At 72.0% G+C, this 13158-nt stretch carries 14 protein-coding genes and 1 pseudogene; 9 read left to right on the plus strand and 6 right to left on the minus strand.

Annotation, left to right across the window (positions count from 1 at the left end):
* Positions 1-12: 12 nt before the first annotated feature.
* A complete protein-coding gene (locus tag ACH4KB_RS28855) occupies positions 13-945 on the minus strand; it encodes a LysR family transcriptional regulator (RefSeq protein ID WP_398068775.1) in 933 nt (310 codons plus the stop codon).
* 74 nt (positions 946-1019) lie between these two features.
* On the opposite strand from ACH4KB_RS28855, the gene ACH4KB_RS28860 reads away from it, so the two are divergent.
* The gene (locus tag ACH4KB_RS28860) at positions 1020-2171 is read left to right on the plus strand and encodes a DMT family transporter (protein ID WP_398068776.1); all 1152 of its coding nucleotides are present in this window, start codon (positions 1020-1022) and stop codon (positions 2169-2171) included.
* On the opposite strand, the gene ACH4KB_RS28865 is transcribed toward ACH4KB_RS28860, so the two are convergent.
* Complete coding sequence (locus ACH4KB_RS28865; protein WP_398068777.1) at positions 2158-3489, minus strand: aminotransferase class I/II-fold pyridoxal phosphate-dependent enzyme; 1332 nt, start codon at positions 3487-3489, stop codon at positions 2158-2160. The genes ACH4KB_RS28860 and ACH4KB_RS28865 overlap by 14 nt on opposite strands.
* A gap of 36 nt (positions 3490-3525) precedes the next feature.
* On the opposite strand from ACH4KB_RS28865, the gene ACH4KB_RS28870 reads away from it, so the two are divergent.
* Complete coding sequence (locus ACH4KB_RS28870; protein WP_398068778.1) at positions 3526-4221, plus strand: pyridoxamine 5'-phosphate oxidase family protein; 696 nt, start codon at positions 3526-3528, stop codon at positions 4219-4221.
* 88 nt (positions 4222-4309) lie between these two features.
* On the opposite strand, the gene ACH4KB_RS28875 is transcribed toward ACH4KB_RS28870, so the two are convergent.
* The 3 genes from ACH4KB_RS28875 to ACH4KB_RS28885 all read right to left on the minus strand — a co-directional run bounded on the left by ACH4KB_RS28875 (position 4310) and on the right by ACH4KB_RS28885 (position 7114).
* Positions 4310-5269, minus strand: a complete 960-nt coding sequence (locus ACH4KB_RS28875) for a DMT family transporter (protein WP_398068779.1) — start codon at positions 5267-5269, stop codon at positions 4310-4312.
* 159 nt (positions 5270-5428) lie between these two features.
* Positions 5429-6460: an EamA family transporter gene (locus ACH4KB_RS28880; RefSeq protein ID WP_398068780.1), complete on the minus strand. Its 1032-nt coding sequence runs from the start codon at positions 6458-6460 to the stop codon at positions 5429-5431.
* 111 nt (positions 6461-6571) lie between these two features.
* Positions 6572-7114, minus strand: a complete 543-nt coding sequence (locus ACH4KB_RS28885; RefSeq protein WP_398068781.1) for a Clp protease N-terminal domain-containing protein — start codon at positions 7112-7114, stop codon at positions 6572-6574.
* Between the two features lie 244 nt (positions 7115-7358).
* Here ACH4KB_RS28885 and ACH4KB_RS28890 point away from each other — a divergent pair, with 244 nt between their 5' ends.
* The 7 genes from ACH4KB_RS28890 to ACH4KB_RS28920 all read left to right on the plus strand — a co-directional run bounded on the left by ACH4KB_RS28890 (position 7359) and on the right by ACH4KB_RS28920 (position 12083).
* The gene (locus ACH4KB_RS28890; RefSeq protein ID WP_398068782.1) at positions 7359-7553 is read left to right on the plus strand and encodes a hypothetical protein; all 195 of its coding nucleotides are present in this window, start codon (positions 7359-7361) and stop codon (positions 7551-7553) included.
* Positions 7554-7632: 79 nt separating this feature from the next.
* A complete protein-coding gene (locus ACH4KB_RS28895) occupies positions 7633-8064 on the plus strand; it encodes an SRPBCC family protein (RefSeq protein ID WP_398068783.1) in 432 nt (143 codons plus the stop codon).
* Between the two features lie 104 nt (positions 8065-8168).
* Entirely contained in the window at positions 8169-9146 is a 978-nt protein-coding gene (locus tag ACH4KB_RS28900; protein WP_398068784.1) for a threonine/serine dehydratase, read from the plus strand.
* 404 nt (positions 9147-9550) lie between these two features.
* Positions 9551-9931 carry an RNHCP domain-containing protein gene (locus ACH4KB_RS28905; protein ID WP_398068785.1) on the plus strand — a complete coding sequence of 127 codons (381 nt, stop codon included), beginning with the start codon at positions 9551-9553 and terminating at the stop codon, positions 9929-9931.
* Positions 9932-9957: 26 nt separating this feature from the next.
* Entirely contained in the window at positions 9958-10389 is a 432-nt protein-coding gene (locus ACH4KB_RS28910; protein WP_398068786.1) for an RNHCP domain-containing protein, read from the plus strand.
* Between the two features lie 121 nt (positions 10390-10510).
* A complete protein-coding gene (locus ACH4KB_RS28915; RefSeq protein WP_398068787.1) occupies positions 10511-11053 on the plus strand; it encodes an FBP domain-containing protein in 543 nt (180 codons plus the stop codon).
* A gap of 289 nt (positions 11054-11342) precedes the next feature.
* Positions 11343-12083, plus strand: coding sequence for an SDR family NAD(P)-dependent oxidoreductase (locus tag ACH4KB_RS28920; protein ID WP_398068788.1), 741 nt, complete (start codon positions 11343-11345; stop codon positions 12081-12083).
* A gap of 90 nt (positions 12084-12173) precedes the next feature.
* On the opposite strand, the pseudogene ACH4KB_RS28925 reads toward ACH4KB_RS28920, so the two are convergent.
* A pseudogene (locus ACH4KB_RS28925) lies at positions 12174-13091 on the minus strand (transposase).
* Positions 13092-13158 lie beyond the last annotated feature (67 nt).

A 13158-nucleotide genomic window follows, 5' to 3' on the forward strand; every position in this document is an offset into this window, starting at 1 on the left:
TATTTCCAGGGCTCATCCACCGTGCGCCGCCACACCCACGCCCACACCCGCCCCAGCCCCCGCCGCCCGCAGCGCCTTCACCGCGGCGCGGACCGACGGCCTGCGGTCCGCGTCCGTGCGCCAGACCGCGTGGACGTGCCGCCGCATGGTCTGCCGCACCGGCACCAGCCGCACGCCTTCGGGGACCGGACCGCGCCCCAGCCGAGGAGCCACACAGACGCCGAACCCAGCAGCGATCAGCGCGAGTTGGGTGTGGTGCTCACCCGCCAGATGGGCGATGCGGGGCTCGATACCACGCGAGCGCAGCGTGAACATCAGCCACTCGTAACAGAATTCGCCCTCGGGCCAGGACACCCACGGGTCGTCCGCGAAGTCCTCCAGCTCCACCTCGTCACGGTCGGCCAGCGGATGCCCGGCCGGCATGGCGATGTCCGGCGCGTCGTCGAGGAGTTCGGCCTTGGCCAGCCCGCCGGGCACAGGCAGCCGCTTGTTGCTCCAGTCGAGCACGACGGCCAGGTCGACGTCTCCGCGGAGCACCGCGCGCAGCCCCTGTTCGGGCTCCAGCTCCCGGGTACGGACGGCGAGATCGGGGTGGTCCGCGCGCAGCGCGGTGAGCATCGCGGGGAACAGCCCGCGAGCCGCCGTCGGGAAGGCGCAGATCCGCACCTCGCCGACGACCTCGCCGCGCTGTGCCTCGATGTCGGACTGGGCCAGCTCCACCTGCGACAGGATCCGCGCGGCGTGGTCCGCGAGGAGCCGGCCGGCGTCCGTGAGCCGGACGCCCCGGCCGTGCTTGGCGAGCAGCCGCTGCCCGACCTCACGCTCCAGCTTCGCCAGCTGCTGCGAGACCGCCGAGGTCGTGACGTGCAGCCCGTCGGCCGCCCCGCTCACGGAGCCGTGCCGGGCGAGGGCGTCCAGCGTGCGCAGCCGCTCCAGGTTCAACATGTAAGCGATGCTACGCGAACGAGCGCAGAAAGATTCGCTTGTCCTACGATGTCATCTTCGTCAGGGTTGACCTCATGAGCGCTCCCTGCGAGCCGGGGGTCATGGCCCCGGCGTCGGCACCTCCCCCGCCACCTTCCCCGCCACCTCCTCCGCCCGCCCCGAGAGCGTCCGCCGCGCGGCGCCCCGCCCTCGACTGGCGGATCCGGTTCGCGGGGCTCTCGCTCATCTGGGGGTTCAGCTTTCTGCTGATCAAGATCGGGACCGACGGCTACGCCCCGTTCCAGGTCACCTTCGGCCGGCTGCTGGCCGGTACGGCGGTGCTGGTCGCCGCCATGGCGATGCGCCGGGAACGGCTGCCGCGCTCCGTCCGGACCTGGGGGCACCTCACGGTCGCGGCGCTCCTGCTCAACGCACTGCCGTTCTCGCTCTTCTCCTACGCGGAGCTGACGATCCCCTCGACGCTGGCCGGTATCTGCAACGCGACCTCGCCGCTGTGGGGCATGGCGCTCTCGGTGGTCGCCCTGTCGGAGGACCGCCCGACCCGCCGCCGGGTCGGCGGCCTCGGCGTCGGCTTCCTCGGCGTCCTCACGGTGCTGGGCGCCTGGCAGGGCTTCTCCGGCCTGGACCTGCCGGGTACGGGCATGGCGCTGCTCGCCTCGTTCTGCTATCCGGTCGGCTGGATCTACGTACGCCGCACCCTGGCCGGGACCGGGTCGTCGACGTTGGCGCTGACGGGCAGCCAGCTCTTCCTCGGGACGTTGCAACTGGCCGTGGTTACGCCGCTGTTCACCTCGGCGCCGACGTCCTTTCCGCTGCTCCCGACGGTCTCGGTGCTCGCCCTGGGCGCGCTGGGCACGGGCCTCGCCGTCCTGCTCCAGTACGGCCTGGTCCAGGAGGTCGGTCCGACGACGGCCCAGATGGTCACGTACTTCGTCCCGGTGATCGCGACGGCGGCAGGCGTCGCACTGCTCGGCGAACAGCTGAGCTGGAACACCCCGGTCGGGGCGCTGATCGTCCTCGTCGGGGCGGCCCTCACCCAGAGCCGGGCCCGCCCCGCCACCGCAACCGAGCCCGCGGAGGCTCTTGTCCCCGCCGCGCAGGAGCCCACGGCCGTCCCGGCCGCCGCCCCACCGGAACCCGCGGCGGACCGAGCCGTACCGCCGGAACCCGCGGCGGACCGAGCCGGGCCACCGGACGTGGACGCCGCCGGTCTCAGCCGTAGCTGACCGGCCGTGCGGGACCCGCTGCCGCGGCCACCGCGTCCGCCAGGGGCCCGATGTCCGCCGCGGTCAGCGGGGAGACGGTGAGCCGCACCCCCTGGGGCGTGTCCAGCCGGAAGCGTGCGCCCGGGGCCGCCGCCCAGCCCGCGTGGAGCAGCCGGGCGACGGCCCCGGTCTCGTCGCTCACGGGCACCCACACGTTCATCCCGCTACGGCCCCGGGCGCTCACGCCGCGCTCCGCCAGCGCGTGGATGAGCGCGTCCCGGCGGTCCCCGTAGGAGCGGGACACCGCAAGGGTGTCGACGGCTCCCGAGGTCCACAGGTGGAGCACGGCACGCTGGAGCAGCCGGCTGACCCAACCGGGCCCGAGCCGCTGCCGCCCCGCCACCCGGTCGACCGTGACGGCGTCCCCGGTGAGCGTGGCCACCCGCAGATCGGGGCCGTACGCCTTGGCCGCCGAACGGATGAACGCCCAGTTGGCCGTCACCCCGGCCAGCGGGTGCAGCGGCAGGTCCACGATGGCGTGTCCGTGGTCGTCCTCGATCAGCAGCACGTCCGGGTGGCGCCCGAGGACCGCGCGCAGTTCCCGGGCGCGCGGCGCGTCCAGGGACGCGCCGGTCGGGTTCTGCGCCCGGTCGGTGACGACCAGGGCCCGCGCCCCGGCCCGCAGCGCCCGCTCCACATCCGCGGGCAGCGGGCCGGAGTCGTCCACGCCGACCGGCACGGCGCGCAGCCCGAGCGCCGGTACGAGGTCGAGCACGCTGCCCCAGCCGGGATCCTCCACCGCCACCGCGTCACCCGGCTTCAGGTGCGCCGCGAGGACCCGCTCGATCGCGTCCAGCGCTCCGGACGTCACGGCGACCGGCCCGGCGGGCACCCCGTCGGCGTCCAGCACGGCGCGGGCGTACGCGGCGAACTCCGCGACCACCGCGGCCTGCCCGTACAGACCATGGCTCTCCGCGTCGGCCGCGGCGGCCGCCGCGAGCGCCGGCCCGAGGCCGGGCAGCAGCTCCGGATCGGGATTTCCCTCGCCGAGATCCCGGACGCCCGGGGGCGCTTCGATCCGCAGTGAGCCGCGCGACGTGCTGGCCGGGGCCGGACGCACCCGGCTCCCCCGCCGGCCCGCCGTCTCGATCACGCCGCGCTCGCGCAGCGTCCGGTAGGCGGCGGCCACGGTATTGGGGTTGACCTCCAGACGCGCGGCCAACTCCCGCATGGGGGGCAGCACATGGCCCGGCGGAAGGTCTCCGGAGCCGACCCCGCGCTCCACACTGGCGGCGATCTCTGCTGCGCGCCGCCCACTGATCCGATACTCTCCTAGCACAAACAACAGTATGCACTAGTGCAATGGAGTCAGCAAATGCAGCACACCGCAACGCCCGACGGCACGGGCTCCGGCGTCGCCGCCCCCTACCTGCCCACCGACCGCACGGTGCCCACCCGGGCCAAGGACCGCGCCTCCTACGACCGCGAACTGGTCCACTCCATCCTCGACGAGGCCTGCCTCTGTCACCTGGGCTTCGTGCGCGACGGCGCCCCGGTCGTCCTGCCGACCCTCTTCGGCAGGATAGGAGAGCGGCTGTACGTCCACGGTTCCACGGGCTCGCGACCGCTACGGTCGGCCAGGAGCGCCGACCCGGGGCTGCCGGTCTGCCTGACGGTCACCCACGTCGACGCCCTCGTGCTCGCCAGGTCCGCCTTCCACCACTCGATGAACTACCGCTCGGTGGTGGTGCACGGCACGGCCGTGACGGTGACCGACCCCGAGGAGCGTCGGCTCGCCCTGGACGCGATCGTGGACCAGGTCGTGCCCGGCCGCTCCCGCGACTCCCGGCCGGCCGACGCCAAGGAACTCGCCGCGACAGCGGTGATCCGGCTGGACCTGAACGAAGTGTCCGCGAAGGTCCGCACCGGCGGGCCCAACGACGAGCCCGAGGACAGCGCGCTCCCCCACTGGACCGGCATCGTGCCGCTCACCCGGGGCTACGCGGCGCCGGTCCCCGCGGACGACATGGATCCGGCCATCGCCGTACCGGAGTACCTGTCCGCACTCTGACGCAGGCCGCGGCGGCCCGCCGACCCGCCGAGGTCGCGGCGGCCACGGCCGCCGCGACCGGCACCCGCCACGCCGCCGGGCAGGGGCCTCACACGGCCAGGCCCTCCCCCCGGCGGGCCGCCGCCGCGCCGCGCGCCTCCGCGAGGGCCAGTCCGGCCACCGCGGTCAGCAGGAGCAACGTGCCGAGGACCGTGGCCGTCGTCAGCCGCTCCCGCAGGACGGTCACCGCGATGACGGCCGCGCTCACCGGCTCCAGGAGCATGATCACGGAGACGGTGGCCGACCGGACGGCGGCCGCCCCGGCGAAGTACAGCGCGTAGGCGAGCGCCGTGGGGACCGCGGCCACATAGACCAGCAGCCACAGCACCTGCCCCGTCTCGGCGGTGTGCGGCGCCAGCCCCTCGGCCATGGCCATGGGCAGCAGGCCCACCGCCCCGATGCCGAACGCCCAGGCGCTGGTGGTCAGCGCGTCACCGCCGCCGCCGTGCCGGCCGAGCCAGCGGGTGAGCAGCGTGATGGCCGCGTACCCGGAGGCGGACAGCAGCGCGAGCAGCACCCCGGCCGGCACTACCTCGCCGCCCTCGCCGCCCAGGACCAGCACGGCGAGCCCGGTCAGCGCGCCGGTCACAGCGACCAGGCCGCCCCGGCCGAGGCGTTCGCCCAGCAGCAGACGCGCCCCGACGGCGATCAGGACGGGCCCGGCGCCGAGCGTGACAACGGTGCCGACGGCAAGGCCGGTGACCTCGACCGCCGCGAAGTACGCACTCTGGAACAGGGTGAGACCGATGCCCGTACCGAGAATCCGGAACAGTCGGCGACGTCGGGGTTCGGGCTCCCGGGGCGTCCGGCGGGGGCGCAGTGCGAGCGCCCCGGCCAGCAGGAGGAGACCGCCCACGCAGCGCCAGAAGGACAGGGCGAGGGGGCCGAGATCACTGACCCGGAAGATCAGGGAGGCAGCCGCGCCGGCGGTGCCCCAGGCGACTCCGGCGACGACCAGATACAGCATGCTCCGCCCGACGGGCAGCGCGGAAGCAACAGGGATGGACATGTGACTTCTCCAGAGGAGGACAGGGTGGCAGGTCGCTCGGCTCCGCACGCGGGCAGCGACGAGCCGCTCGGGGACTGCCCGAGCCCGGTCTTCGTCAGGAGTGGCCGCCCGCGCTAGGCGGCAGGGGGCGGCAGCACAGTCAGATGCATGGTCGGCACACTAGTGCGGGGCCCGGCCGCCGGACAACTCGCCCTCGACGACCCCCGCCGCCGCTCCGGCGCCGACGCCGGACGCGACGGGACCCGACGGGGGCTTCGGCGCGGCGGACTGGGCGATGAACGCGCCGGTCAGGACCACGAGTCCGCCGATGAGCTGCGGTGCGGAGAGGTGCTCGCCGAGCAGTACCCAGGCCAGTCCGGTCGCGATGACCGCTTCGAGGCAGGCGACGACTCCGGCCACCTGGGGCGAGAGCAGCCGGACCGAGACGACCCCGGTGACGTACGCGAGCACGGTGGCGAGCAGCACGATCCAGCCGAGCAGCAGCCAGGCGGGGACCTCATTGCCGTTCATGCCCGCGCTGCCGCCGAGCAGCGACCAGTCCATGCCCCAGGGGCGGGCGACGACGGTGAGGACGGCCGCGCCGACGATCAGTCCGTACGCGATGACCCCGACGGGGTGCGGAGGCTCGGCGTGCTTGCCCCCGCCGTCCCGGCCGTCTTGCCCGCCGTGGTCGGAGAGGACGAAGTAGCCGACCTGGCAGCAGGCCGCGCCGAGGGCGAACAACAGGCCGAGCAGGTCGAACTTGAGCCCGGACCAGACCTCGACGACACACGCCAGGCCGCCGACCGCCAGCACCACACCGACCGCGGCGGCCCGGGTGACGGGCCTGCGCTGCACGAAGCGGACCCAGCCGAGGACCAGCGCGGGCGCCAGGTATTCCACCAGCAGCGCCACCCCGACCGGGATACGGGAGATGGAGGCGAAGTAGAAGGCCTGGACCCCGGCCACCGCGAACAGGCCGAACCCGGCCAGCAGCGCGGGGCGTTCCCGTACGAGATTCCGGTGTCGCCAGGCGACCGGGAGCATGATGACGGCGGCGCCCGCGACACGCAGCCAGACCACGTGCAGCGGGTCGAGCCCTGCCTCGATCAGCGGCTTGGCCGCCACTCCCGAACCGCCGAAGGCGAAGGCCGAGACCAGTGCGAGGCCCAGCCCGGCACTTCTGCCCTGAAATCCCGAAGACGCTTGCATCGGCACATCATGGCAGCAGTCGACAGCACCGTCATCCCCATGACACCTGTCGAGACGGCCCTCCGGCCGCGACCGCGGGAAGGCGGTGAGGGATCACCGTCACGGGGCGCCTCAAGCGTGTCGCGCCACCTCGGCCGTGAGCACGACCACCCGGTCCGCCAGCCACCGCGCGTCCACGCCCCCGCGGGCGAGCACCTCCACCGCGCGGCACTCGGTGTCGGCCGCCAGGGCGGCGAGCAGATCGAGGCCGGAGGCGCGCGCTTCGCCGCGCGACGCCGCACGGTACAGCGCGCCCTCCATCGCGGCGAGGGCCGAGGGCGACCAGCCGTCGACCGCCGGGTCGCGCACCACCGGAACGGCGCCGGAGTCCTCGACGGAGCCCTGCCAGCGGAGCCCGTAACCGATGCTGCGCTGAACGAGATAACCGAGCACCTTGGCCAACTGGCGCCCACCGTCGAAGGCCTCGCGGACCTCGGGGTCCGTCTCGATCAGCGAATGCAGGAGGTGGGCGGTGTCGATCTGCCGGTCACCGTCGCGCAGCGCGCGCCTGCGCGCACCCGTCAGCACCGATGCCAGTTCCACGGTGAAGCGGGCATCGTTCTCGGCGTGGTTCGGTGCGGGCTGGTCAGGCATGCGCGGCGTCCGGTTTTGCACACCTCTACCCCATCAGTCCCACGGCCGAAAGACATCCCCGGAGCGACCCATTGGGCATCCCACCGAAGTTGGGGACGCCGCAGCCGTCCGTCATCCTTGCGGATGAGATCGCGCCGAACGGCACAACCATGACGGTCCGGAGAGCGCGCCGTCTTGCGTCTCACGCCCCCGCGGCAACCGCAGGCCCCCGCGCGCACGTCCCCCACGCCACAGGGACGCGGCGGGGGCAGAAGGGGAGGATCGGGTGTTCTGGATGGTCGCGCTGCTCGCCCAGGACGGGCTGCAGTACGTCTACCGCGTGTACGCACCCGACGACGCCCTGCCCGCCGATCTCTTCTGGGCGGCCTTCCACTGCCACGACGAGGGCCCCCACCCCCGCGCGTCGGACAGGTTCGACTCCGCGGTGATCTGGCGGAACAGACAGCCCCAACAGATCTGACGGCGCATCAGTATTGAATGTTGACGCGGCCCCCGCTACCTTCCGCGACACCGAAACCGGACGAACCAGGGGTGGTCGCATGGCTGAAGTCAGCGCCGAGGCACGCATCGAGGCGCCCGCCGGGAAGGTCTGGGGCCGCCTGACGGACTTCTCGTCGTACGGGGAGTGGAACGCCACCCACACCAGCTTCCCCGAGGGCGGCCCGGCCCGGCTGGAGCTCGCGGCCACCTACGAGGAGAACATGAAGCTCATGGGCTTCCCCGCCGAGGTGATCTGGACGGTCGACGGCCTGGAGGAGGGCCGCCTGCTGGCGACCCGGGGCAAGGGCCCGATGGGGGTCAACCTGGCCATGCGGTACTCCCTGACCCCGGAGGGCGACGCCACGACGATGCGCATCGACGGGGAGTTCACCGGTGCGGCGGTCTCACTGATGGGCGGCAGTCTCAAGGACTCCGCGACGGCGGCGCTCCAGGAGTCGCTGCGCAAACTCGCCGGGCTCGTCACCTCCTGACCACGCCCACGCCCACGCGGCACGCGGCACGCGGCACGCGGCACGCGGCACGCGGCACGCGAAAGACTTTGGGTCAGCCGGGACAGCCCTTAGGCTCTTGTGTCGTGCAGGAGACACGCCTCGACACCGCTCGGATCCGAGCGGCTCGCCGGTTGATCGACCCGATGTTTCTCGACACTCCGCTGTACCGCTGCGAGGCGCTGGAGCCCCACCTCGGATGCGCTCTGAGCGTCAAGCTAGAAACGGCGAACCCGGTCCGCAGCTTCAAGGCCCGCGGCACCGAGGTGGTTGCGAGCCGGCTCGCCGATGACGGCTCGCAAGCCGTGGTGTGCGCGAGCGCGGGCAACCTCGGCCAGGCCCTCGCCTGGTCCGGCCGCGGCCGGGGGCTCGACGTCACCGTCGTGGCATCCCGCTCCGCGACCCGGGCCAAGCTCGATCGCATCCGCGCACTGGGCGCCAGACTGGAACTGGTGGACGGCGATCACGAGCCGGCGCGCCAGCGGGCCGCGGCCATCGCGCGGCATGACGGCATTCGGCTGGTCGAGGACAGCCTGGACATCGAGACCTGCGAGGGCGCGGCGACCATCGGCCTGGAACTGGTGGACACCGTGCCGTCGTTCGACGCCGTTCTGATCGCTCTCGGCGGTGGGGCGCTGGCCACCGGCGTGGGTCACGTCATGAAAACCCTGGCTCCCGATGTCGAGGTGATCTGCGTCCAGCCGTTGGGCGCACCGGCGCTGACACGCTCGTGGCGCCAACGACGCGTCGTCACCACCGGCTCGACCGACACCATCGCCGACGGCGTCGCCGGCCGGTATCCCATCCCGGCCGTCCTGGACGACCTCCTCCTGGTCGCCGACGACGCCGTCCTTGTCCGGGAGGCGTCGATCATCGCCGGTATGCGGATGCTCCTCGACCAGGCCGGCCTCGTCGTCGAGCCGTCGGCCGCGCTCGGCGTCGCGGCGATCCTCGAAGACCGTGAGCGCTTCGCCGGCCGGCACGTAGCCACCATCGTGTGCGGCAGCAACGTCGACATGGACGCATATCGTCGCTGGGTCGGTTCTCCCCTCCACAAGCCTTGACGGTCGCTCCGGCAGGCCTGAAGCCATGGGCGCTCATCGATCGCGTGTGGTTGCGGTGCGGGCAGCCGGTGATGCGGTGCCGGGAAATAATCGCTGGCCCCCCGACCGAGCTGTGCATACGCTGACGGCGTTCCTCGGTCTGTTCTGGGCTTCCGCGCCCTGGAAAAGAGAGATTTTTATGTTCCGGCCCGCGCCGCGCGCGCCTCGCTGCACCGTCTAGCCAGTAGTCCGTCTTTCTGCTGCCGTCCTTCTCGGACGGCGTCCGGACGTGACTCTCCGGTGCACTGAATCAGCCCCTTCCTCCGCCCGCACGCATGTCGCGTCGTACGGGGTGGGCCTCTTCGTCGAGGCCGCTCGGCCTGCTCTTGCTGTCATCACAGACCTCCCAGCAAGGAGCACCCCGGGTGTCCAGCACCAACAGAACTCCCTCCAGCACTCCACGCACCGCCCTGAACACCGCTTTCTCCTGCGCGTGGTGCGGCCGGACCGTGTCCGCCGTCGCCGACGACGGCGCACGGCGCCATCACTGCCCGTCGTGCCTGCAGTTCCAGCATGTTCCCGACCCCGCCGACGGCGGCTCCGGTGACTGCCGGGGCCGCATGTCGCCGATCGCCGTCGCCGTGCCGCGTACGGGCGGCTGGGTGGTCATCCACCGTTGCGTGCGGTGCGACGAGCTGACCTCCCACCCCGCCCGCACGGACGACAACCAGCTCATCCTGATGCGGTTGGCCGTCCGGCCACTGGCGCAACCTCCCTTTCCGCTCGAAGCGTTCGGCGACCTCTGAACCGGAAGGAGAGGAGAGGACCGGCCATGCCGAGACGAGCGAAGAACACCCGTCGCCGCGCCCGGGCCGCACGGCGGCCGCAGCGGTACAAGGACGTCCTGCACAGCCAGGGAGGGCACCGGGGAGACGCTTTCCGGTGCGCGGGCTGCCGACTGGACGTACCCCTGGAGGCACCCGGCACCACGCACCGCAATCACTGTCCGAACTGCCTGGTCAGCCTGCACGTCGACCGGCGGGTGCCGGGCGACCGGGCCGCGGACTGCCGCGCCCGGATGGAAGCCCTGGGCATGTCGGTCAGGCCCGACGGCGAGTGGATGATCATCCACCAGTGCGTGTCCTGCGGCGAGCTCAGCGCCAATCGCATCGCCGGTGACGACAACGCACTGGCCTTGGTGCGCCTGGCGCTGAGACCCCTGCGGGACCCCGGCGCCGCCCATCGCATGGGACTCGCGCCGTGACCCGGCCCCCGCGCGATGCCGTGGCACACGGCACCCACCACCCCCACGCCTTGACGCTCGGGGTCCCCACACCCCCGTCCCACTACAGATCGCACCCGTGTGCGACTCGCAAGGAGAAGCCATGCGCCCCATGACCAGGGAAGAGGTGCGCGGCGCGATCGTGAACCTGGACCCGGCCGCGAAGAAGGTCCGCCTGCCGGCCCGGTTCGACGACGTCCGATGGCACCGGATCGACTACCTCGGCTGGAGAGACATGCGCGCCCCGACCCACGCCTACCTCGTCACCGAGCTCGACGGCCGAGCGCGGGGAGTGGTGCTGCGCCAGGCCCCGAACGACTCGGCGCGCGGCTCGCGCGCGGTGATGTGCGACCTGTGCCGGTTCGCCCGCCGCTTCAACGAGGTCTCGCTGTTCACCGCCCAACGCCCCTCACGTGACAAACGCGAACGCCTCGACGCGACCGGTCTCCTCCTGTGCACCGACCTCGACTGCGCGGTGAAGGTACACAGCAAGCCGGTCCGCGAAGCCTTCGGCCGTCCGGTCGACGAGATCATCGCCTCGCGTCGGGGAGGCTTGCGCTCACGCACGATCGCCTTCGTCCGTTCGGTCGCTGAACCGCGGCAGGCCCCGAACCGCATCGCCCCTAGGGCGCGTATCCAGTCGTGATCAATCTGCGGAAATCGTCCTCACCGGAGGACTTGGGTCTGCAGGCCTTTTGCATCACGCGGGTGCAAATGGCATACCGAGCTGGGGAGTTCAGTGAGCCGTAGTCTCCGACGCTGTTCGGGCCGGCCGGACGCGGTGCCGGGACAAGCCGCCTTGGTTCGCGGTAACCACGCCCACCTGCGTAACCGCCTCACCTCGGGCGCTTGGGGGCGGGGATCGACACGGAAGCAGTCTGAGTAGAGTGGGTCTTTGATCGATCATCTATCAGCCCAGCTCGAAGGACCGGAACATGGCGGAACGGGGAGAGCGCCAGCGGGTGACTGTGGTCACCGGCGGCAGCCGGGGCATCGGCGCGGCGATCTGCCTTCGGCTGGCAGCCGAAGGACACGACGTCGCCGTCGGCTACCGGTCGGACGCCGAAGCGGCCGAGGTCGTGGCCGAAGGGGTGCGCGCGCTGGGCAGGTCGGCCGTCGCGGTCGCGGTCGACACCTCCGACGCGGCGGACGTGGACCGTCTGTTCGATACTGCCGCCGCGCACCTGGGACCGGTCACCGGGCTGGTGAACAACGCCGGGGTGAGCGGGCCGGTCGGACCACTGACCAGCGCAGACCCGGAAGGGATGCGGCAGGCCCTGGAAGTCAACATCCTGGGCTACCTGCTGTGCGCCCGCCGGGCCATCGGCGACATGACGGCAGGCGGGGCGATCGTAAACATCTCCTCAGCCGCAGCGACCCTCGGCAGCCCCGGCACCTACGTCCACTACGCGGCGGCGAAGGCCGCCGTGGACGCCATGACGGTCGGGCTGTCCAAGGAAGTGGCGGCCGAAGGCGTCCGGGTTAACTGCGTCGCCCCCGGGACGATCTGGACCGACTTTCACGCCGACCCGCAGCGGCCCGCCAAGGTGGCGGCGATCACCCCCATGGGCCGCGCCGGCAAGCCCGAGGAAATCGCCGGAGCAGTCGCCTGGCTGCTTTCGGACGACGCCTCCTACGCCACCGGCACGGTGATGAGAATCGCAGGCGGGATGTGAGCACAGGCGGCACCGCCACCTCGAGGCAAGAGCGGCGCCCTGGTCCCGGCGGCGGGCGGCGACCAGGGTGCGGTGCGCGTTTCACGGCGATCAAGGAGTGGACTCTATGAGATCCCTGATCCAGATCGTCGAGGCACGGAGGTAGAGCCCGGCCAGGTAACTGGAGGTCGGCGTCGTGGCTGACGAGCCAGCCACCTCTGGAGCCCTTCCCGTTCCGATTGGCGGCCTGGTCCCGCTTCTCCGGGATGACCGCCTTGATGCGGCGTTTACGCAGGTGGGCGCGGTTTCCACGGGACGCGTACGCCTTGTCCCCAGCGACCGCGTCCGGCCGGGTGCGAGGGCGACCGACGGGCCCGCGCACTCGCACTTTCTCAAGGACGGAGATGGACTGCGGGCTGTCCGCCGCCTGGCCCGCAGTCAGGATGAATGCCAGGGGGCGGCACTTGCGGTCGGCAGCGAGGTGGACCTTGCTGGTCTGCCCGCCCCGGGAGCGTCCGAGGAGGGCGGCCTTCAGCCGGAGCTTGTGCCGGCGTCGGATGCGTCGCCGCTCTTCCCGAGCGGAATCGTCTTCGGTGACCTGCCCGCTTTGTCCTTCAAGGGAGCCCCCTTTGACTTGGCCTTCTCCTCTTCGGCAGCAGCTTTCTCCAGGGCGGTGACGAAGCCCTCATCAAGGTGCATCCCGGCCGCGTAGTGGTGGGCCCGCGCGGTGGTGGAGACCACGCTGACCAGGGATAGGTCCACCTCGCCCCGCTTCGCGGCTTCCGCGATCAGGTCCTCCAGCAGTGCCTCGAACACGCCGGCGTCACGCCACTGCCGGAAGCGGTTGTGGACGGTCGACCAGGCACCGAACTCGGTCGGCATCTCCCGCCACTGCCCACCCGTCCTGAACCGCCAGATCACGCCCTCGAACTGCTGCCGCAGGGGCTCGGGGTACGGACCGCACCCCCCGATCGGCAGGTGCGGCTCGATGAACTCCCACTCTTGTTCTGTGAGTTGCACTCGCGTCATGCAAGAAGGTCTATCGATCCAGTCCCTTTCGTGAGGTCGATTCCCGCAGATTGATCAGGACTCGATA

Source organism: Streptomyces sp. NPDC017520, from assembly GCF_044329855.1.
GTDB lineage: Bacteria > Actinomycetota > Actinomycetes > Streptomycetales > Streptomycetaceae > Streptomyces.